This is a genomic window from Nocardia sp. NPDC056064 (assembly GCF_042266925.1).
In the GTDB taxonomy this organism is placed as follows: Bacteria; Actinomycetota; Actinomycetes; order Mycobacteriales; family Mycobacteriaceae; genus Nocardia.
The window spans coordinates 867345-886300 of the sequence record NZ_JBHJWO010000001.1 but is presented as its reverse complement, the minus strand read 5'-3'; the positions used below and the strand labels follow the sequence as shown (position 1 = coordinate 886300).

Annotated in this window: 20 protein-coding genes; 12 read left to right on the top strand and 8 right to left on the bottom strand. The window is 70.7% G+C overall.

Annotated features, from left to right (window positions below; all coding sequences use genetic code 11):
• Positions 1 to 5: 5 nt before the first annotated feature.
• Both ACFC06_RS04035 and ACFC06_RS04030 read right to left on the bottom strand, forming a co-directional pair.
• The gene (locus ACFC06_RS04035; protein WP_375927631.1) at positions 6 to 1781 is read right to left on the bottom strand and encodes an FAD-dependent oxidoreductase; all 1776 of its coding nucleotides are present in this window, start codon (positions 1779 to 1781) and stop codon (positions 6 to 8) included.
• Complete coding sequence (locus tag ACFC06_RS04030) at positions 1771 to 3189, bottom strand: NAD(P)/FAD-dependent oxidoreductase (protein ID WP_375927629.1); 1419 nt, start codon at positions 3187 to 3189, stop codon at positions 1771 to 1773. The genes ACFC06_RS04035 and ACFC06_RS04030 overlap by 11 nt, the downstream gene beginning before the upstream one ends.
• A gap of 202 nt (positions 3190 to 3391) precedes the next feature.
• On the opposite strand from ACFC06_RS04030, the gene ACFC06_RS04025 reads away from it, so the two are divergent.
• On the top strand, positions 3392 to 4039 hold the full coding sequence (locus ACFC06_RS04025) for a TetR/AcrR family transcriptional regulator (RefSeq protein WP_375927627.1): 648 nt from the start codon (positions 3392 to 3394) through the stop codon (positions 4037 to 4039).
• Positions 4040 to 4049: 10 nt separating this feature from the next.
• On the opposite strand, the gene ACFC06_RS04020 is transcribed toward ACFC06_RS04025, so the two are convergent.
• Positions 4050 to 4988 carry an oxygenase MpaB family protein gene (locus tag ACFC06_RS04020; protein ID WP_375927625.1) on the bottom strand — a complete coding sequence of 313 codons (939 nt, stop codon included), beginning with the start codon at positions 4986 to 4988 and terminating at the stop codon, positions 4050 to 4052.
• Between the two features lie 87 nt (positions 4989 to 5075).
• Here ACFC06_RS04020 and ACFC06_RS04015 point away from each other — a divergent pair, with 87 nt between their 5' ends.
• Positions 5076 to 5705 (top strand): TetR family transcriptional regulator, encoded by a 630-nt coding sequence (locus ACFC06_RS04015; protein ID WP_375927623.1) that lies wholly within the window; start codon positions 5076 to 5078, stop codon positions 5703 to 5705.
• A gap of 12 nt (positions 5706 to 5717) precedes the next feature.
• Here the strand turns inward: ACFC06_RS04015 and ACFC06_RS04010 are convergent, their stop codons facing one another.
• The 3 genes from ACFC06_RS04010 to ACFC06_RS04000 all read right to left on the bottom strand — a co-directional run bounded on the left by ACFC06_RS04010 (position 5718) and on the right by ACFC06_RS04000 (position 7559).
• Positions 5718 to 6320, bottom strand: coding sequence for a GDSL-type esterase/lipase family protein (locus ACFC06_RS04010; RefSeq protein WP_375927621.1), 603 nt, complete (start codon positions 6318 to 6320; stop codon positions 5718 to 5720).
• Positions 6321 to 6386: 66 nt separating this feature from the next.
• On the bottom strand, positions 6387 to 6965 hold the full coding sequence (locus tag ACFC06_RS04005) for a VanZ family protein (RefSeq protein ID WP_375927619.1): 579 nt from the start codon (positions 6963 to 6965) through the stop codon (positions 6387 to 6389).
• A 30-nt stretch (positions 6966 to 6995) separates the two neighbouring features.
• A complete protein-coding gene (locus tag ACFC06_RS04000; RefSeq protein ID WP_375927617.1) occupies positions 6996 to 7559 on the bottom strand; it encodes a TetR family transcriptional regulator in 564 nt (187 codons plus the stop codon).
• Between the two features lie 93 nt (positions 7560 to 7652).
• On the opposite strand from ACFC06_RS04000, the gene ACFC06_RS03995 reads away from it, so the two are divergent.
• Genes ACFC06_RS03995 through ACFC06_RS03985 form a run of 3 tightly spaced genes read left to right on the top strand, consistent with a single transcriptional unit; the run spans position 7653 to position 9866 of the window.
• Positions 7653 to 8123, top strand: a complete 471-nt coding sequence (locus ACFC06_RS03995) for a DUF4334 domain-containing protein (RefSeq protein WP_375927615.1) — start codon at positions 7653 to 7655, stop codon at positions 8121 to 8123.
• Entirely contained in the window at positions 8123 to 9211 is a 1089-nt protein-coding gene (locus ACFC06_RS03990; protein ID WP_375927613.1) for an NAD(P)-dependent alcohol dehydrogenase, read from the top strand. The genes ACFC06_RS03995 and ACFC06_RS03990 overlap by 1 nt, the downstream gene beginning before the upstream one ends.
• Before the next feature lie 4 nt (positions 9212 to 9215).
• On the top strand, positions 9216 to 9866 hold the full coding sequence (locus tag ACFC06_RS03985) for a TetR/AcrR family transcriptional regulator (protein WP_375927611.1): 651 nt from the start codon (positions 9216 to 9218) through the stop codon (positions 9864 to 9866).
• A 4-nt stretch (positions 9867 to 9870) separates the two neighbouring features.
• Here ACFC06_RS03985 and ACFC06_RS03980 read toward each other — a convergent pair whose 3' ends face one another.
• Positions 9871 to 10524 (bottom strand): TetR/AcrR family transcriptional regulator, encoded by a 654-nt coding sequence (locus ACFC06_RS03980; RefSeq protein ID WP_375927609.1) that lies wholly within the window; start codon positions 10522 to 10524, stop codon positions 9871 to 9873.
• A gap of 140 nt (positions 10525 to 10664) precedes the next feature.
• Here ACFC06_RS03980 and ACFC06_RS03975 point away from each other — a divergent pair, with 140 nt between their 5' ends.
• The 6 genes from ACFC06_RS03975 (at position 10665) to ACFC06_RS03950 (ending at position 16401) form a co-directional block, all read left to right on the top strand.
• Positions 10665 to 11459 carry an alpha/beta fold hydrolase gene (locus tag ACFC06_RS03975; RefSeq protein ID WP_375927607.1) on the top strand — a complete coding sequence of 265 codons (795 nt, stop codon included), beginning with the start codon at positions 10665 to 10667 and terminating at the stop codon, positions 11457 to 11459.
• Positions 11456 to 12901 carry a flavin-containing monooxygenase gene (locus ACFC06_RS03970; RefSeq protein ID WP_375927605.1) on the top strand — a complete coding sequence of 482 codons (1446 nt, stop codon included), beginning with the start codon at positions 11456 to 11458 and terminating at the stop codon, positions 12899 to 12901. The genes ACFC06_RS03975 and ACFC06_RS03970 overlap by 4 nt, the downstream gene beginning before the upstream one ends.
• Entirely contained in the window at positions 12901 to 14565 is a 1665-nt protein-coding gene (locus tag ACFC06_RS03965) for a GMC oxidoreductase (protein WP_375927603.1), read from the top strand. The genes ACFC06_RS03970 and ACFC06_RS03965 overlap by 1 nt, the downstream gene beginning before the upstream one ends.
• A gap of 13 nt (positions 14566 to 14578) precedes the next feature.
• A complete protein-coding gene (locus tag ACFC06_RS03960; RefSeq protein ID WP_375927601.1) occupies positions 14579 to 15109 on the top strand; it encodes a DUF4334 domain-containing protein in 531 nt (176 codons plus the stop codon).
• Between the two features lie 131 nt (positions 15110 to 15240).
• Positions 15241 to 15543 carry a hypothetical protein gene (locus ACFC06_RS03955; protein ID WP_375927599.1) on the top strand — a complete coding sequence of 101 codons (303 nt, stop codon included), beginning with the start codon at positions 15241 to 15243 and terminating at the stop codon, positions 15541 to 15543.
• A gap of 120 nt (positions 15544 to 15663) precedes the next feature.
• Entirely contained in the window at positions 15664 to 16401 is a 738-nt protein-coding gene (locus tag ACFC06_RS03950) for a hypothetical protein (protein ID WP_375927597.1), read from the top strand.
• Between the two features lie 6 nt (positions 16402 to 16407).
• Here the strand turns inward: ACFC06_RS03950 and ppk2 are convergent, their stop codons facing one another.
• The gene (ppk2, locus tag ACFC06_RS03945) at positions 16408 to 17343 is read right to left on the bottom strand and encodes a polyphosphate kinase 2 (RefSeq protein WP_375927595.1); all 936 of its coding nucleotides are present in this window, start codon (positions 17341 to 17343) and stop codon (positions 16408 to 16410) included.
• Positions 17344 to 17491: 148 nt separating this feature from the next.
• Here ppk2 and ACFC06_RS03940 point away from each other — a divergent pair, with 148 nt between their 5' ends.
• Positions 17492 to 18946, top strand: a complete 1455-nt coding sequence (locus ACFC06_RS03940; RefSeq protein WP_375927593.1) for a sugar porter family MFS transporter — start codon at positions 17492 to 17494, stop codon at positions 18944 to 18946.
• Positions 18947 to 18956: the final 10 nt, after the last annotated feature.

Sequence of the window (18956 nt, the reverse complement as noted above, 5' to 3'; positions counted from 1 at the left end):
CCAGCTCAGAGATCGAGCAGGTGCGGGAGCCCGGCCCGGAACCGGTCGGCGTCGAGTGCCTTGGCCGCAGCGAAGGCGGGCAGGTCGACCAGCGGGAAACAGGTGGCGCGCGGCGCGGGATCGTCCGCGGCGTCGAGTATCGCGTTGGCGGCCGCGCGGCCGGATTCGTTGGCGCCCTCCATGGTCGCCAGGTCGATGTGGCTGCGCACGTGGTCGCCGCCGAAGTAGAGATTCGGGATGGCGCAGCGCGCGTCGGGGCGGTGATCGTAGGAGCCGACGGTGTTGACCAGCAGCGGTGTCGCGTTGTGGATGCCGCCACCGGACCAGGTGATACCGGGATCGAGATGCCAGGAGTGGATGTCCTCGTCGCGCAGCCACCCGGTGCCGGTGTTGAGCCAGCCCTTCAACTGCGCCCACACCTCGGTGGCGATCTCCGCGACGCCGCAGTCCTTGGCGGTGCGCCCGTAGAGGATGCCGGGGGTGTCCCAGTCGGAGATGTCGACGGACAGGCACTCGACCACCGACCCGTCGCCGTAGGTGGCGGCGAAATCGCCCACCCACATCGGAGCCTGGCGCAGCGCGGTGATCGCCCACGGCGACCCGAGCGCGGCGATGTGACCTTCGGGGATGTCGCTGGGACGGCGCAGGAAGTACTGGATGCCGACCATCCAGTCGGTGACCAGTTCCCGCATGCCCGCCAGGCGCGGATCGGCGTCGAGGATCGCGGGACTGAGCAGGTCGACGACCCGGTCCACCGGCATGGCGCACACATAGTGGTCGGCGGTGACCGTCGTCGTCGCGGCCGCACCGCTCACCGTCACCGACGCGATCCGGCCACCGGCCAGATGCAGGGCCCGCGCGCCCTGGCCGAGCACGAATCGCACGCCGAGACCACGCAGATGGGTGACCCACGGATCGATCCACGCGGCATTGGTGGGCCGGTTGAGAATCCGGTCGACGCCACCGGAGAACTCCGGGACGAGCCCGCTCCCGGCCAGCACCAGCGCCTCGCCGATGGTGCCGATGGTGCGCGCGGAACTGGTCTGCGGTTTGGCCGCCACGGTGATGCGGGTCAGCGCGTTCACCAGATACCGGCGATAGGCGGCGGACTTGCCCTCGGCCCGCATGATCTGTTCCCACGTCACGTATTCCCACTGCCCGAAGCGGCGTTCGGTGCTCGAGGTGAACCACATGGTCATCTGCTTGGCGAAGAAGGCCAGCTCGTGCGCGGGCAGTTCCGGGACGAACCCGAACGCGCCGACCAGCGTGCTCTGCAACACCTGCGGGGTGAGCTGGGTGAGGCCGCCGAGCTCGACCGGCAGGAAGATCGGCGCGGAGTTCTCGAAACCGGCGACCGTGCCCTCGACCCGCACCAGATTGTCGAGCACGCCGTTCGGGTTGCCGGGGAACGGGATCCGGCTCATCGTGTCGGGGACATTGCGGTAGCAGCCGGGGAAGAACCGGAAGCCGTGCTCACCGGGCAGATCCTGTCGCCCTGGCCCACCGGTGCCGGGTACACCCAGGCTGCGGGCCTTGCCGCCGAGATAGGCCGGTTCGTAGACGGTCACCTGGTAGCCGCGCTCGGCCAGCTCGTGGGCGGCGCTGAGCCCGGCCATCCCGCCACCGAAGATCGCGACCGTCCTGCCGCCGGACCGGAGTAGTGGTGAGCGGGGACCGGGAGTGGCGGCGGTCGCCGGTGCGGTGACGGCCAGGGCGGCCCCGGCGGCCAGACCGGCGCGCAGGGCGGTGCGGCGGGTGACGGTGAGCGGCTTATCGGACATGCTGTGCTCCAGGTGCCACGGTGGTGTGCAGGGTGTGCGTCGGCGGCACGACCCGGATCGGGGTGCCGCGCAAGGTGGTTCGGGTGAGCTTCCGTTCGGTGAGGGCGCCGCGCACTTCGCGGCCCAGATCGGTGAAGACGGCGGGCAGGCGGTCACGCTGGTGCCGCAACGCGCCCCAGCCCAGCCGGGCCGCCCGTGCGGGACTGGCGAGTTCGGCGGGCCTGCGGGTGCGGGAGAAGATGCCGGTGGTGATCTCGGCGAGTTCGGGATCGGTGGCGGCGCGCCGGTAGAGCTCGATCTCCAAGGGGCGCATGGCTTCGCCGCGGGCCAGCCGGTTGGTCCAGTGGAAGATCTCCCGGCACTCGAGGATGCGGCGGCGCTCCCACTGCGCGAGTGCCGCGTCGAGGGCGTCGGGATCGTCGAGCACGCCGGCGACGGATTCGGCCAGCAGGCGGCCGTAGTGCAGGGCGTCGCGGATGCCCTGGGCGGTCACCGGGTCCTTGAAGTGGCCCGCGTCGCCGGGCAACGCCCAGCCGCGGCCCGACGAATGCCGGAAGTAGGAGGCGATCCCGGTCGCCGACCGCACCCGGCCGACCCGCTCGCACCCGCGCAGCCGCTCGGTCAGCGCCGGAATACGCGCCACCGCTTCGGCATAGCGGCGGTCGGCCTCGCCCGGTCCCAGCCGTTCCGAGGTGCGCGGTGGCTGCACCAGACTCAGCACCAGGCCGTCGTCGCAGGGGAAGGCGGTGCCGAGGTCGGCGCCGACCCGCCACTGCGCGGCGATGTGACGAGACGCATCGGCGGTGTCGCGCCAGTAGGCGAAATAGCAGTCCCGGCCACTGGGCACCGAGACGAACGGCTCCTGCGCGCCGACCGCGCGCGCCACGGTGCTGCGCCGCCCGTCCGCGCCGACCACCAGCGACGCGCGGATCTCGGTGACCGCCCCGGACTGGTCGGTGTACCGCACACCGGCGCAACGGTTTCCGTCGAACACCACCGACTCCACCCGGCACCGCGTGCGCAGCTCGGCACCCGCGGCGACGGCGGCCCGCACCAGGACATCGTCGAGCCCGGTGCGCCGGACACACAGCGCGTAATCGATCCCGTCGACGGCGGGAAACGCTGTCCCGATGCCGAATCCGGCGCCCTCGGCATAGGCGCGGGTCAGCGGCGGGGCACCCAGGGCGGTGACCTCGGGGAGGACGCCGAGCTGCTGGAGTTCGGCGACCCCGGCGGGCCAGAGCAGATGGGTCGACAGCGTTTCCGACGGCAGGGCCGCGGAATCCAGCACGATGACCCGTCGTCCCGCCCGCGCCAGTGTCAGCGCGGTCGAGGAGCCCGCGCACCGGGCGCCGACCACGACCACCTCGGCCGACTCGATGGTGCTGGGGACGGGGGAATCAGTCATGCGAACCGCCTCGGTCATCGAGTCTCGGACACGGTGTCCGATTCGATGATGAGCCGACCCGGGGCCGGAGTCAATACCACACCGGGACAACGGGTTTGCCGCCCGGTGCACACGGCCGGATCGGGGAGTGCCCGCCCGGCGGGCACAATGGGGACATGTCCTCAGCACCCGACCGCGCCACCGAGCAGGCGCCGGTTCGCCGATGCCCTCGCTGACGCGCGTCCCGCGATCGGCGCGCAAACCCTCCGACGACCGGCGCGTCGAATTCGAGCGCCGCGTGCTGCGCGCGGTCGAAGACCTGCTCGCCGACGGCACGCCGTTCACCGAGCTCGCCGTGCAGAAGATCGCCGCCGCCTCCGGTGCCGCCCGCTCCACCTTCTACCGCTATTTCCCGGACAAGAGCAGCCTGCTCATCCGGATGGCCGAACTGGCCACCGCCGACCTGTTCGCCGCGGCCGAATCGTGGTGGCGCGCGGAACACACCGACCGGCAGGCAGGGGTCACCGCCGCGATGCGGGCGATGATCGGCGGCTTCCGCACCCACCGCTATCTGCTGCTCGCCCTGAGCGAGGTGTCCGGCTACGACCGGGCCGTCGGCGCGTACTGGCGGACCAGGGTGGCGACCTTCGCCGAACTCGTGCGCATCCGGCTCGACGCCGAACGCGCGGCGGGCCGGGTGGCCGCCTCACTGGACTCGGCGGCCACCGCCCTGGTCCTCACCTCCATGGTCGAACGCACCATCGCCGTGGCCTTTTCGGCCGACACCGGCCTCGGCGACGAGGAACTGGCCGCCGCGCTCGGTCGCGCGATCTGGCTCGTCGTCTACGGTGACGCCGGGTCCGCGCGGTGAGTGCGCGGTCTCATCGCGCCGTCACCTGGAAATCCGGTTCCGGCGCGAACGAGGTCAGCCCGACCCGGCGGTAGTTGCCGACCAGCCGCTGGTACCGGCGCCGGTTGCGGGCCATCGGCGAATCGGTGACCGCGGCGGGCAGCCGCCGGTAGGCCACCCGGAGCACGGTGGTGAGTGCCCGGAACTCGCGGTCCTGACGGCGGCCCCAGTCGATGGGCATCTTCGCGCGGACCTCGGGATGCATGATGCCGCAACCCAGGATCATGGCGACATGCCCGAAGGCCGGCGCGCCGAGGCGCCACAGTGGGTCGGTGATCGCGGGCAGGAAGTACGGGCGTGGCGCGCGGCGCACCGTGCTGGTGGCCGCGTCCAGGGCCGGGGTCACCCGGAGTTCGGCGATCATCGCGTCGTAGTGGGCGACCAGGGCGGGGTAGTCGGCGATCGGCCGGGAACCGCCGGACAGGTGCAGGCCGCGGGTCTTGTGCAGGTAGTGCTCCCAGATCGCCTGCTCGTCGGCCGCCGTCGGCCGGTCGCCGGTCAGCGCGAGGTAGGCGCCGCGCTGGACGAAGAAGGTGGAGTACAGGATCCAGTTCCAGGATCGCGGGTTGAGCGCGGAGTAGCGCTCGCCGTCGGGGCCGACGCCCTTGACCTCCCGGTGCAGCAGCATGAGCCGCTCGGACTCGGCGGCGCGATCGGCATCTTCACCGTGGTAGATCAGCTGGTCGGCGGCCGCGGTGCGGACCGCGCGCGCCCACGGGGTGTCGCGGGAGCGGCCGGTCGCCTCGAGCGCGGCCGAGACCGGCGGCAGCATCGGCTGATCGAACAGGGCCACGCCGAACAGCCCGAACAGGACCGAACCGCCGACCTGCTCGAAACGCTCGACGGCGGGGGAGGATCGGTGCGGCGCGTCGGCGGCGTGACGTTCCTGGTGCGGCACGGGACAGGTCATCGTTGAACTCCTTTGTTCACTCCACCATTTCTGGTGCCGTGCGACACCAGAAATGCGTGTGATGTCAGGGTGCACCAGAATGGGGGGATGGTCAAGACGACTCCGCGCGCCTACGGCGGTGTCGCGGCGGACGAGCGCCGCGCCCGGCGCCGCGCCGCGCTGCTCGAGGCGGCCCTGGACCTGCTGGCCGAGGAGGGCGCGCAGGCGGTCACCAAACGCGCGGTCTGTCATCGCGCCCAGCTCAACGACCGGTATTTCTACGAGCAGTTCACCGACCGCGACGCGCTGCTGACGGCACTGTCGGAGGAGCTCACCAGTCAGGGCATCGCCGTCGTCGTCGCCGCGACCCACGCGGCAGCGCCCGACCTGCCGAGCCAGGTCCATGCCGCCGCCGACGCCGCCCTGGGCTTCCTGCTGACCGACCCGCGCCGCCAGGCGCTGCTGCTCAACGCCCACAGCACCGAATCGCTCTACACCGCGCGGGTGGCCACCCAGCACGCCATCGCCGCCGCGGCCACCGCGGTGAACCAGGAACTGCGCCCCGAACAGGCCGGTGACCCGGCCGACGCGGCGCTGGCGGCCTACACCCTGGTCAGCGGCACCCTGGAACTGGTGGCCGCCTGGCTGCGCGGCGAATTCGCGACCACCCGCGAACAGCTGACCGACCACATCGCCCGGCAGCTGCTGCTGGCCCCGGTCGCCGATCCGGCCGGATGACGCCGCGCCGGTTCAGGACCCACTGATCCAGTCCTGCCAGCCGCCGTCGAGGACCAGCTCGGCGAGCCGGTCGTAGCCGGCGCCGCCGGGGTGGGCGCCGTCGCCGTCGCGGACCTCGGCGACCCACACCGGGTCCGCCGCGAGAGCTGCGGTGACCTCGACGAACGGCACCGACCGCGCGTGGCACAACGCCGACATCTCCGCGGCCAGTCGCGTGGTGCGCCGCAGGTGGGATTCGCCCGCGTCGATCACCGGTGGTGGGCCCACGACCAGCGCGGACATGCCCCGGCGGGTGCTCTCGGTGAGCAGGGCGGTCAGATTGGCGAGGGTCCGGGTGGGATCGACGCGCGGCCTGCCGTCCTCCTCGACCATGTCGTTGCTGCCGAAGGACAGCACGATCCGGTTGTCCGCCTCGGGCACCGTGCGCGCGGTGACCTCGGGCCAGCAGCGCGCGACGACATCGTCGGAGGTGTTGCGGCGGATGCCGAGGTTGAAGGCGGTGATGTCGGTGGCCGTGGCGGTGAGTACGCGCCCGACCCAGCCGCGGTAGGCGGGATCGCCGATGCCCTGCACGAAGGAATCGCCGAGGAAACAGATACGCAGGGGACCACTCACCCGGACAGTGTACGAACACGCGTGCGACCGGCCGCGTGAGTGTCTGTCCCGGAGGGTCTTCCGGTGTCAGGTGGCCCAGCCGAAACCGGTCAGCAACCGGTCGCTGCGCGAGCGCCCGGCCCGGCGGCGCGCGCGATGGACGGCGGCGAGCCACGCGCCCAGGCCCGCGCCCGCGGCGTTCATCAGCACGTCGTCGATCGAGGACACCCGCCCGAGATCGAGGACGTACTGCGCGATCTCGAGCACGGACGAGGCGGCGGCACCCACGAGGGTCATCCGCGCGACCGACGACCAGCGCGGAAACCGCAGCGGCAGCAGGAAACCCAGCGGTACGAACACCGCGACATTCGCGCCGACCTGGACGAGGATCGTCGACGGCGCGGCACCGAGGGTGTCCACCAGATCGCGCAGCGGCACCAGGCTCACCGCCCGCTCACCGCCGGTCGGCGTGAGGATCATCCACACCCACGGCAGGGTGCCGACCAGCACACCCACCTCGGCGATCGAACGCCGCAGCGCCTCCCGGCGTGGCATCGCGTGCCCGATCCGCCGACGCACCAGACCGGCGGTGACGGCCAGTGCCACCGGCACCAGCACGGCCCACACGATCACGACCGGACCCCAGGACTCCCACACTCTCCCCACGGCGCCACGATAGCCCGTCGCCGGGAACCGCTACGGCGCGGCGATGCGCTGGGCCGCCAGGACGGTGGCCGCGCGGCGGGTGGCGATGTGCCGGTCGTCGGTGTGGCTGGTGTCCTGGCGCGCGTGGGTCGCGGCGGTCCGCGCGAGGTCGGTGAGCATGCGCAGCAGCAGCGCCGCCGGGATCTCGGCGGTGACCAGTCCTTCGCGCTGACCGCGGCGCATCTCGGCGATCTTGATGTCGACGGTGCGGCGCAGGATCTCGGTGATGTCGGGGCCGGAGGGCTCGAGTTCGGCCCACGCCTGGAGTTGCGCGTCCTCGGGGTGGGCGATGAAGTGGTCGAACAGGCGGCCGATGTAGGCGGGGATGTCGTCGGCGGAGAACTCGGTGTCGTCGGCGGTCTGCTCGGCCCACAGTTCGGTGACCGCGGTGTAGAGCTCGACCTTGCCGGGGAAGTACGCGTAGAGCCGGTCCTTGCTGGCATGGGCGGCCGTGGCGATCCGGTTGATCCGGGCCCCGGCGACCCCGAAGCGCGCGAATTCGCTCTTCGCCGCGGCCAGAATCCGCTCCCTGGTCGCCTCACCCGCTGCCCGCATGTCGGCATCCTACCTCTTGCCGAACCATCTGGTTCGGAACTATGGTCGCTTTTCAGAACCGGATGGTTCTGGAATCGCGAGACGAGGACATTCATGAGCGCGGACACACCACGCTGGCAACAGCTCCGGGAGCAGGCCGAGGGCGTCGCGACCGGCGAATTGGACCAGCTCTGGACACGGCTGCGGCCCGCGCGCGCCGAGGACATCCTGGGCGAATGGCGCGGTGCCGCTTTCCAGACCGGCCACCCGCTGTGCCGGGCCCTGCCCGCCAGCCGCTGGTACGGCAAGAACTTCCTCGCGCTCGACGACGCCAAGCCGCTGATCTGCCGCGCCGAGGACGGCTCGCTGTTCTCGAATGTCGAACTGGGACAGGGCGAGGCGACGCTGTGGAACATCGAGTTCCGCGGCGAGGTCACCGCGACCATGGTCTACGACGGCCGCGCGGTGTTCGACCACTTCAAGTGGCTCGACGACCACACCCTGATGGGCATCATGAACGGCAGGCCCGAGCTGGTCCTCGCGCGCGGCGAGCACTTCTACTTCCTGCTCGAACGGGTCGCCTGATGCGTACCACGGCGGTGCTCTCGCGCGATCCGGCGGCCGGGTTCACGGTCGAACCGGTCGAGATCGACGACCCGCGGGCCGGGGAGATCCTGGTGCGGGTGGTCGCGGCCGGGATCTGCCACACCGACCTGGTGAGCAGGCGCGCCGGCGCCGCCGACCGGCCGATCCTGCTGGGGCACGAGGGCGCCGGGGTGGTCGAGGCGGTCGGCCCGGACGTGCGATCGGTGCGGCCCGGTGACCACGTGGTGCTGACCTTCCGCCACTGCGGGACCTGCGCCAACTGCGCGGCCGGGCGGCCCGCCTACTGCGTCCGCGCGACCGCGCTCAACCAGTTCGGCCGCCGCGCCCACGACGGCCCGCGGGTACACCTCGACGGTGTCCCGGTGCTGGACGGCTTCTTCGGACAGTCGAGTTTCGCCGGGTACGCGCTCACCACCGAGGACAACACCGTCGTCGTCGATCCCGCGATCGACCTCGCGCTGGCCGCGCCGTTCGGCTGCGGTTTCCAGACCGGCGCGGGCGCGGTGCTCAATGTGCTGCGTCCCGGGGCGGGGGACCGGCTGGTCGTCTACGGGGCGGGCGCGGTCGGCATGGCCGCCCTGCTGGCGGCCCGGACGGTCGACGGGGTGCGCGTGGTCGTGGTCGAAACCTCCGCCGAACGGCGCACGCTCGCACAGGAACTCGGCGCCGAGGCCGCGATCGACCCGGCCGGTGACTCCACCGTCGAGCGGGTCCGCGCGGCCACCGACGGCGGTGCCACCCACGCGCTCGACACCACCGGCCGCGCCGACGTGCTAGGGGACGCGGTGGCGGCGCTGACCATCGGCGGCGCCGCCGTCGCGGTCGGCCTCGGCCGCGGCACCCCGCCGATCGACCTCGGCGACCTGGTGCTGCACGGCAAGACCGTGCGCGGCTGCCTCGAAGGCGACAGCGTGCCCGCCACCTTCCTACCGTATCTGCTCGATCTCCTGGCGAGCGGCCGATTCCCGGCCGAACGACTCGTCGCCCGCTATCCGCACACCGACATCGACACCGCGCTGGCCGATCAACGCGCCGGGCGCGTGGTCAAGCCGGTCCTGACCTGGTGATCACATGACGATTCTGGACACCGGCTTCCTCGGCACGGAGACCCCGGCCGACGCGGTCGACACACGGCCCGACCTGGGCACCGCCCGCACCCAGCGGCGGCTCACCGCCCTGCACGCCGCCCGCGACGTCTTCGTCGCGCACGGCTACCACGGCGCGAGCATGGACGAGATCAGTACCCGCGCCGGGATGAGCAAACCGGTGCTGTACACGCACTACGCCAGCAAACTCGACCTGTATCTGGCTGTGCTGCAGGGGTATCTGGACCGGATGGTCGACGGCATCCGCGACGCGCTCGCGGTCTCCACCGGCCACGAACAGAAGGTGCGCCGCGCGGTCCTGGCCTACTTCGACTTCGTCGACGAGGACGCGGGCGGGCACACACTGGTCTTCGAATCGGCGGTGCCCAGTGAACCGTGCGTGCGCTGGCGGGTGCGCCACGCGATGGGCGAGTGCGCGGTGCTGGTGAGCGCCGAACTGCGCGCGGCGGGCATGGACCCGACTCGCGCCTACGCCTGCGCGTTCGGGCTGGTCGGCGCCAGCCACTCCGCCGCCCGGCACTGGCTCGACGCGGGCCGCCCGATTCCCAAGAGCGAGGCCGTGGACGTGGCCGTCGCGCTGTGCTGGAACGGCCTGTCGGGCACCACCCGGCGCTGACGGATCAGCGGACGGGCAGCGGGCTCCCGTCGAGCAGGTGCTCGGCGGGCAGCTGACCCGTCAGGACGGCCAGCGCGCGCTTCCAGCGGCGCAGGATCGCCTCGCGCTCACCGAGCGTGCCGGTGAGCATGGCCGTCATCGACAGGCCGGTGAGCAGGTCGATGGTGAACTCGATCAGGACTTCCGCGCGCGGGTCCCCGGCATAGGCCTCCCCGAGCACCTCGGCGTAGAGCGTGCGCATCTCGGTGAACACCCGCCGCTCCTCGTGCACCAGCCGGTCGCGCAGCTCGGTGTCGGTGCGCGCGGCGACCCACAGATCCAGCGCGGTGAAGAAGGCCGGGCTGTTGAGATCACGCCAGGCCAGATCGACCACCGATTGCAGCCGGTCGCGCCCGGGTGCGAGCAGTTCGGCCTCCTGCCGGAACTTCTCCAGCCGCAGATCGACGACCCGGGTGGTGGCGGCGATGAGCAGTTCGGCGCGGGTGGGGAAGTGGTGCTGCACGGTGCCGCGGGCCAGCCCGGCGCGCTCCTGCACCGCGCTGACGGTGGTTGCCGCGTAACCGCTTTCGAGCAGGCACTCGGCCGTGCAGGCGAGAATGCGCGCGCGCGTCGACTCGCGGCGCTGCGCCTGGGTGCGGCGGGCTGGTTGCACGGTCATCCAAGAAATCGTACGCGTCGACGACAAGTTTCGGGAACTTCGCCAATATTGGCGTGCTGCCAGCTATTGACGGGGAACAATGGAGCTGGTGCAATCAACAAACCGTACGCAGTAACTGTTTTCCTGGATGAAGGGCTGCGATGACGCAGATCTCCCACACCCGCCGCGGCAACGGCCCGCCGATCGTCCTGGTCCACGGGCTGGGCAGCCGCTGGCAGGTCTTCGCCCCGGTACTCGACCGGCTCGCCGCGGACCACGAGGTGATCGCCCTGGACCTGCCCGGCTTCGGTGATTCTCCGGTGGAGCCCGGTGTCCGCCCCGGACCGCGCGGCTACGCCGAATGGCTGACCGGCTGGCTGGCCGACCTCGACATCCGCGACCCGCACGTGGTCGGCAGCTCGATGGGCGGCGGGATCGCCCTCGAACTGGGCCGCTCGGGGGTGGCCCGCGCGGTGACGGCGTTCTCGCCGGTGGGCTGCTACGGCACGGCGGGCCTGCGCTGGGTGCAGGGTCTGCTCACCGCCATGCGCGGCGCCGCACAGGTCGCGGGGCCCGTGCTGGATCGGGCGGTGGAGTATCCGGCGGGCCGGGTCGCGCTGCTGTCGTCGATGTTCGGGCGACCGGCGCGGGTCGATCCCGCCGCCGCCAGGACCGACCTGGCCGGATTGGCGGGCGCGGTGTCTTTCGCCGCCGCGCGCGACGATTTCGGCGACTACTTCCTGCGTCCCGGCGACGACCCGGGCGCGCTGACGCGGATTCCGGTGACGATCGCGTGGGGCACGCGCGATGTCGTCCTCACTCATCGCACCCAGAGCGTGCGCGCCCGGCAGGCGCTGCCCTTCGCCCGCCACATCGACCTACCCGGCTGCGGGCACCTGCCGTTCGCCGACGACCCGGACGCGTGCCTCCGGGTGATCACCGAGGGAGCCGTATGAAACCGTCCATCGCCGTCATCGGGACCGGTTTCGGTGGCCTGGCCGCCGTGATCGAGCTGAAGAAGCAGGGTTTCGACGACATCGTCGTGTTCGAGAAGGCCGACGAGGTCGGCGGGGTGTGGCGCGAGAACACCTATCCCGGCGCCGCCTGCGATGTGCCCTCGCCGTTCTACTCCTACTCCTTCGAGCCGAATCCGCGCTGGCCGCACCGGTTCTCGCGGCAACCGGTGATCCTCGACTACATCCGCGACATCGCCGACAAGTACGACATCCGCCGTCACATCCGGTTCGGTACCGAGGTTACCGGCGCCACCTACGACGACGACTCCGGCCGCTGGACCGTGGAACTCGGCGGCGGCGAGACCGTGGTGGTCGACGTGCTCGTCTCCGCCGTCGGCCAGCTCTCCCGGCCCGCCCTGCCCGATATCGCGGGCCGCGACACCTTCACCGGCACCAGTTTCCATTCCGCCCAGTGGAATCACGACGTCGACCTGACCGGCAAGCGGGTGGCTGTGATCGGCACCGGCGCCAGCGCCATCCAGTTCGTCCCCGAGATCCAGCCGCTGGCGAGCCGGTTGACGGTGTTCCAGCGCAGCGCGCCCTACATCATCCCGCGCCCCGACCGTGAGTTCGGCCCGTGGCATCACCGGGTCTTCGAGAAGCTGCCCGTCACCGAGCTGGCCGAACGCGCCACCTGGTACGGCGTGGTCGAGGGCCTGAGCCTGGCCTGGGTCTACGCCAAGCCGCTGGCCGCCGCGATCCGGCGGATCTCGCGATGGCACATGCGCAGGCAGACCGCCGCGGTGCCCGGGCTGTTCGAGAAGGTGTGGCCGGACTATCCGATCGGCTGCAAGCGGATCCTGTTCTCCGACAACTATCTGCCCGCGCTGGCCCAGCCCAATGCCGAGGTGGTCACCGATCGGATCGAGCGGATCACCCCGACCGGCGTGCGCACCGCCGACGGCGTGGACCACGAGATCGACGTGATCATCTGGGGCACCGGCTTCACGCCCACCGAGTTCCTGGCCCCGATGACGATCACCGGCGCCCAGGGGCACGCGCTGGAGAAGGAATGGCGCGACGGCGCGCACGCCTACTTCGGCATGACCGTGCCCCGCTTCCCGAACCTGTTCATCATGTACGGCCCCAACACCAATACCGGCGGCGGCTCGATCATCTACTTCCTCGAGGCGCAGGCGGCCTACCTGGGCCGCTACGTCGCCCATCTGGCGGCGACCGGCAAACCCCTGGCCGTACGGCCCGAGGTGGAACGGGCCTACGACGAGCGCATCCAGGCCGAGCTCGGCGGCAGCGTGTGGAGCCAGTGCTCCTCGTGGTACCGCCAGGCCGACGGCCGGATCACCACCAACTGGCCGCTGCTGGGCATCCAGTACAAGCAGCAGGCTACCTTCGATCCCGCGGACTACGAGGTGATGGCGTGATGACCGATTACGACTACGACGTGATCGTCGTCGGCTCCGGCTTCGGCGGCAGCGTCTCGGCGCTGCGGCTGACCGAGAAGGGCTACCGGGTCGGCGTGCTCGAATCCGGCCGCCGCTGGAACGCCGAGGACTACCCGAAGACCAACTGGAACATCCCCAAGGCCATCTGGGCACCGCGCCTGGGCCTGACCGGCCCGCAGCGCATCAGCGCGCTCGGCAAGTGCCTGGTCTTCAGCGGGGCCGGTGTCGGTGGTGGGTCGCTGATCTACGGCAACACCCTCTACGAACCGCTGCCGGAGTTCTACGGTGACCGCGCCTGGGCCCACATCACCGACTGGAAGAGCGAACTCGCCCCCTACTACGACCAGGCCAAACGCATGCTCGGCGTGGTGGAGAACCCGCGGATCGGTCCCAAGGACGACGTGCTGCTCCAGGTGGCGCGCGACCTGAAGGTCGCCGACACCTTCCACCGCACCCACGTGGGCGTGTTCTTCAACGAAGGCGACGAGGGCGTCGAGGTCGACGACCCGTACTTCGGCGGTGCCGGTCCGCGCCGCGCCGGCTGTATCCACTGCTCGGAGTGCTTCACCGGCTGCAAACACAACGCCAAGAACACCACCACCCTGAACTACCTGCACCTGGCCGAGAGCAAGGGCGCGCAGGTGCATCCGCTCACCACGGTGACCTCGGTCGCGCCCGACGGACAGGGCGGCTACCGGGTGCAGACCGTGCAGTCCGACGGCTGGATCCGCAAGCGGCGCCGTACCTTCACCGCCGGACAGGTGGTGTTCGCCGCGGCCGCGCTGGGCACCCAGAAACTGCTGCACAAGCTGCGCAAGGACGGGACGCTGCCGCAGTTGTCCCCGCGGGTGGGGGAGCTGACCCGCAGCAATTCCGAGGCGATCATCGGCGTCACCAGCAAGTCGCGCCGCGATTTCTCCCAGGGCGTGGCCATCACCTCCTCGATCCATCCCGAACCGCAGACGCACGTGGAGGTGTGCACCTACGGCAAGGGCCAGAACGCGCTGTTCCTGCAGACGGTGCCGATGGTCGACGGCGGTGCCTTCCGGTTCCTGCGGCTGCTGCTGACCATGTTCTTGCATCCGCTGCAATTCCTGCGCTCGCAGAACGCGCGCGGCGCCTCGGAACGTTCGGTGATCCTGCTGGTCATGCAGTCGCTGGACAACTCGCTGACCTCCTATCTCAAGGGCGGGCGTCTGGTGACCAAACAGGGTGGTGGTGAACCGAACCCGGCCTGGATTCCGCTGGCCCACGACATCGCCCGCCGCTACGCCGCCGAATCCGACGCCATCACCGGCAATATCGCCACCGACATCTTCAACATCCCCGCCACCGCCCACTACATCGGTGGCTGCACGATCGGCGACTCGCGCGAGACCGGCGTGATCGATCCGTACCAGCGCGTCTACGGGCACCCCGGCCTGCACATCGCCGACGGCAGCGCGATCACCGCGAACCTGGGCGTGAATCCTTCGCTCACCATCACCGCGCAGGCCGAACGGGCGATGGCGTTCTGGCCGAACAAGGGCGAGGTGGACCCGCGTCCCGCGCTCGGTTCGGCCTACGAGCGCATCAGTCCCGTCGTCCCGGCACAGCCCGCCGTCCCCGCCTCCGCGCCCGGCGCGCTGCGGCTGCCTGCCTGACCCGGAGGAAGTCATGAGTATCGACAGTCTGACCGCGCTCGAACCCGAGTGCACGCGCGAGGAGGCGCTGCGCCTGTTCGACAGCTTGCCGCCGGTGCGGGCCGGTGAGCTGACCGGACGCTGGCACGGCCGCGAGCTCGGCACCGGTCACCGCATGGACGGGGCGCTGGCGGCCTCGGGCTGGTACGGCAAGCAGTTCGACGGCACCGAGCAGGTGCATCCGCTGCTGTTCGGCGACGCCACCGGCGAGATCTTCGCCGTCGACCCGCGCCGGGTACCGCTCGGGCTGGTCGGCACCGTGCCCCCGTCGCTGGTGGCGCGGGGCCGCGGCCTCCTACGCGTGCTCAAACCCGCCCTGCGCACCCGGCGCCACCGGGCCCGGCTGCGCGAAGTGGAGCATCGCGGGGTGGTGACCACCGCGATGGTCTACGACCACCTGCCGATCATCGATGTCTTCCGCCGCGTCGACGAGGACACCGTGCTGGGCCTGATGGACTACCGGGACAAGCCCGAGCCGTACTTCTTCGTCCTGGTCCGCGACTGAATCAGTCCGCGATTCTCGCGCAGTGGGCCCGGGTCGCGCGGATGTTGCTGGATCGATCCTGACGTTCACCGCCGAATGGGGGTACACCTGAGATAGGGACCCACCGACCCACCGGAAAGGGGGTTCGGGCCATGGACGCCACGAGCCTTCCCCATGAACACAAATTTCCCGATACCGAACGCACCACCCGCTCGCACGCCGGTGAATCCATCCAGGACTCGCTCAACTGGCCCGGACTGCTGTTCATCGGCTTCGGGATCGTGCTGCTCGCGGCGACGCTGACCGCCGCCGGGTACGGATTCGTCGGCTGGACGATCCTGGCCGGGGTGCTGTGCGGCGTCTTCACGCTGGCCGGGATCGCGATCGTGCTCGCCGAGCACCGTCGCATCAAGGTCCACGAAGGGCTGCACCTCACCGACCCGTGCGGGCACTGATCGGCGAACGTCCGGACCCACGCCGGATGGCGATGACGCGTGTCCGGAGCACCTTCCGCATCTGACTATTCTCGGTTAAAGTCTGCCTGGTCGAAAGTCGACAGTGGAAGGTGGCAGACGATGACGGCGACAGCGGTCAAGCAGCAGGTGCTCGAGCTCGGCGGAGCGTTCATGATGTCGCGGGAGGCGCGGGCATTCGGCGAGTCGACCGGTGTGCCGGGATTCCATCCCGGCTACGCGCGCGGGCGCGGCGGGGTGCTCGGCGCGGTGGACGCCGATGTCGTCACCGCGGCCTTCGGCTTCTTCGCGCCGGACTGCATCCGGGCGGCCTGGGAGTCGGTGCCCATGCCCGCCGAGCAGGCCGCGGCGGGCTATCTCAGCGCGTGTCACGATTTCGGCAGGCGCAAACTGGCCGCGTTCGAGCAGGCCGACCGGCTCGCGGAGCTGCTGCGGCCGGTGATCGAGGCGGCACCGTCGCCGGGGCTGTCGCTGTTCGCCGGATGGCGGGCGATGCCGGTGCCCACCGACGGCCGCGCCGCGGTCCAGCAGGCGACCCACGTGCTGCGCGAACTGCGCGGCGGCCTGCACCTGGTCGCGGTCCTGGCCCAGGGGCTCACCCCGTTGCAGGCGGTCCTGATCGCGGGCTCGCCGGTCTCCGACGGGCCCACCCAGGCGAAGCTGCTGGGCTGGCCGGAACCGTTCGAGCCGATCACCGAAGACCACCGGACCCGCTGGGCCGCCGCCGAGAAGCTCACCGACGAACTCGTCGAGCCCTGCTTCGAGGTCCTCGACGAGACCGAACGCGCCGAACTGGTCACCTTGCTGACCGAGGCGCACCGGGTCGCGCTGACCCGCTGACCGGGCTCAGGAACCCAGGACGTCGCGCCCCCGGCCCACGATCAGCGGGTCGGCGGCGCCGACGATCCGGTGATCCTTGTTCGCGTAGTCGAAACCGCCGAGCACATGGCGCATCGCGTTGAGCCGGGCACGCTTCTTGTCGTTGCTCTTCACCACGATCCACGGCGCGTGATCGGTGTCGGTGTGCTCGAAGTTCTCCTCCTTGGCCGCGGTGTAGTCGTCCCACTTGTCCAGCGAGGCCAGATCCATCGGGGACAGCTTCCAATGCCGCACCGGGTCGACCTGGCGGATGGCGAAGCGGGTGCGCTGCTCGAGCGGGGAGACCGAGAACCAGAACTTCACCAGATCGATGCCGTCCTCGACGAGCATCCGCTCGAACAGCGGCACCTGCGCCAGGAACCGCCGATGCTGTTGCGGCGTACAGAATCCCATCACCCGTTCCACGCCGGCCCGGTTGTACCAGGACCGGTCGAAGAGCACGAGTTCGCCCGCGGCGGGCAGATGCTCGACATAGCGCTGGAAATACCACTGCGTGGCCTCGCGCGCCGAGGGCTTCTCCAGCGCCACCACCCGCGCCCCACGCGGATTCAGGTGCTCCATGAACCGTTTGATCGTGCCGCCCTTGCCCGCCGCGTCGCGTCCCTCGAACACGATGACCACGCGCCTGCCGGTCGCCTTCACCCAGTTCTGCAGCTTGAGCAGCTCGATCTGCAGGAGCCGCTTGTCGAACTCGTACTCGGCCCGCGAGAGCCGCTCGCCGTACGGGTAGCCCTCGCGCCAGGTGTCGACCACGCGGCCGCCCGGGCGGGTCAGCAGGAGCGGATCGTCGTCGTCGGTGTCGTCGACGGTGAACGCGGTGGTGTCGGCCAGATCCACGGCCGTGGCGAGATCGGCGATCTCGCTGAGGTCGCGTGGGATCGGGCCCAGCTGGACATCGGTCATCGGCCGGACGCTAACGGGCGGGCATGACCGGCGGGTGAACGCACGGTGTGGCGCTGGGCGACGACCGGGCTCGCGTGCCGCACACTGTGTTCTGGTTCACGAGGCAACCCGCGCGGCGGCGCCGTGCGGCGGTGGAGAGGACGACGCCATGCACGATGGGGACACCGTGGAGGAAGGCGCCTCGAACAACCGCGTCGTCCGGATCGCCTCGGTCGCGGCGCTGGGTGGCCTGCTGTTCGGCTACGACAGCGCGGTGATCAACGGCGCGGTCGCCGCGATCCAGGACGAATTCGGTGTCGCCGACGCGGTACTCGGCTTCGCGGTCGCCTCGGCCCTGCTCGGCGCGGCGGCCGGTGCCATGACCGCGGGCCGTATCGCCGACCGGATCGGGCGGCTCAAGGTGATGCGCATCGCCGCGGCGCTGTTCTTCGTGAGCGCGGTGGTGACCGGGTTCGCCCCGGATGTGTGGATCCTGGTGCTGGGCCGGGTCATCGGCGGACTCGGTGTCGGCGTGGCCTCGGTGATCGCGCCCGCCTACATCGCCGAGACCGCGCCCGCGCGCATCCGCGGCAGGCTCGGCTCGCTGCAGCAACTCGCCATCGTGCTCGGCATCTTCCTGGCGCTGCTGGTCGACTTCCTGCTCGCCCACATCGCCGGCGGCGCGTCCGAGACGCTGTGGTTCGGGCTGGAGGCGTGGCGCTGGATGTTCCTGTCGATGGCGATACCCGCCGTGTTCTACGGCGTGCTCGCCACCACGATCCCCGAGTCGCCGCGCTTCCTGGTGGCCACGCAGCGGATTCCCGAAGCGCGCCGGGTGCTGACGCTGCTGTTCGGGGAGAAGAACCTCGAGCTCACCATCGGCCGCATCCAGCACAGCCTCGAGAGCGACACCAAACCGTCGTGGCGCGACCTGCGCAAGCCCGGCGGCGGGATCTATCCGGTGGTCTGGATCGGGTTGATGCTGTCGGTGTTCCAGCAGGCGGTGGGCATCAACGTGATCTTCTACTACTCGAACATCCTGTGGGAGGCCGTCGGTTTCGAGGAATCGCAGTCGTTCCTGATCAGCGTGTTCACCTCGGTGGTCAATATCGCCACCACCGTCGTGGCGATCATGCTCATCGACAAGGTCGGCCGCCGCCCGCTGCTGCTGGTCGGCTCGATCGGCATGACGGTCACCCTGGCGACCATGGCGGTCTGCTTCGGCGCCGCCGACCAGGTGCCCGACGCGGACGGGGTGCTCGAGCCGCAGCTCACCGGGGCGCTCGGGCCGATCGCGCTGGTCGCGGCCAATCTGTTCGTCATCTTCTTCGGCATGAGCTGGGGCCCGGTGGTCTGGGTGCTGCTGGGCGAGATGTTCCCGAACCGGATCAGGGGCGCGGCGCTGTCGCTGGCCGCGGCCGGGCAGTGGGCGGCGAACTGGGCCATCACGGTCAGCTTCCCCAGCCTGAAGACCTTCTCGCTCGGCTTCGCCTACGGCATGTACGCGGCGTTCGCGCTGCTCTCGCTGCTGTTCGTCACGCGGTTCGTGCCGGAGACCAAGGGGATGTCGCTCGAGGACATGGACGCCGCGGCGGGCTTCGAGCACCCCACCGCACGCGGCTGAGGCGGCGGAT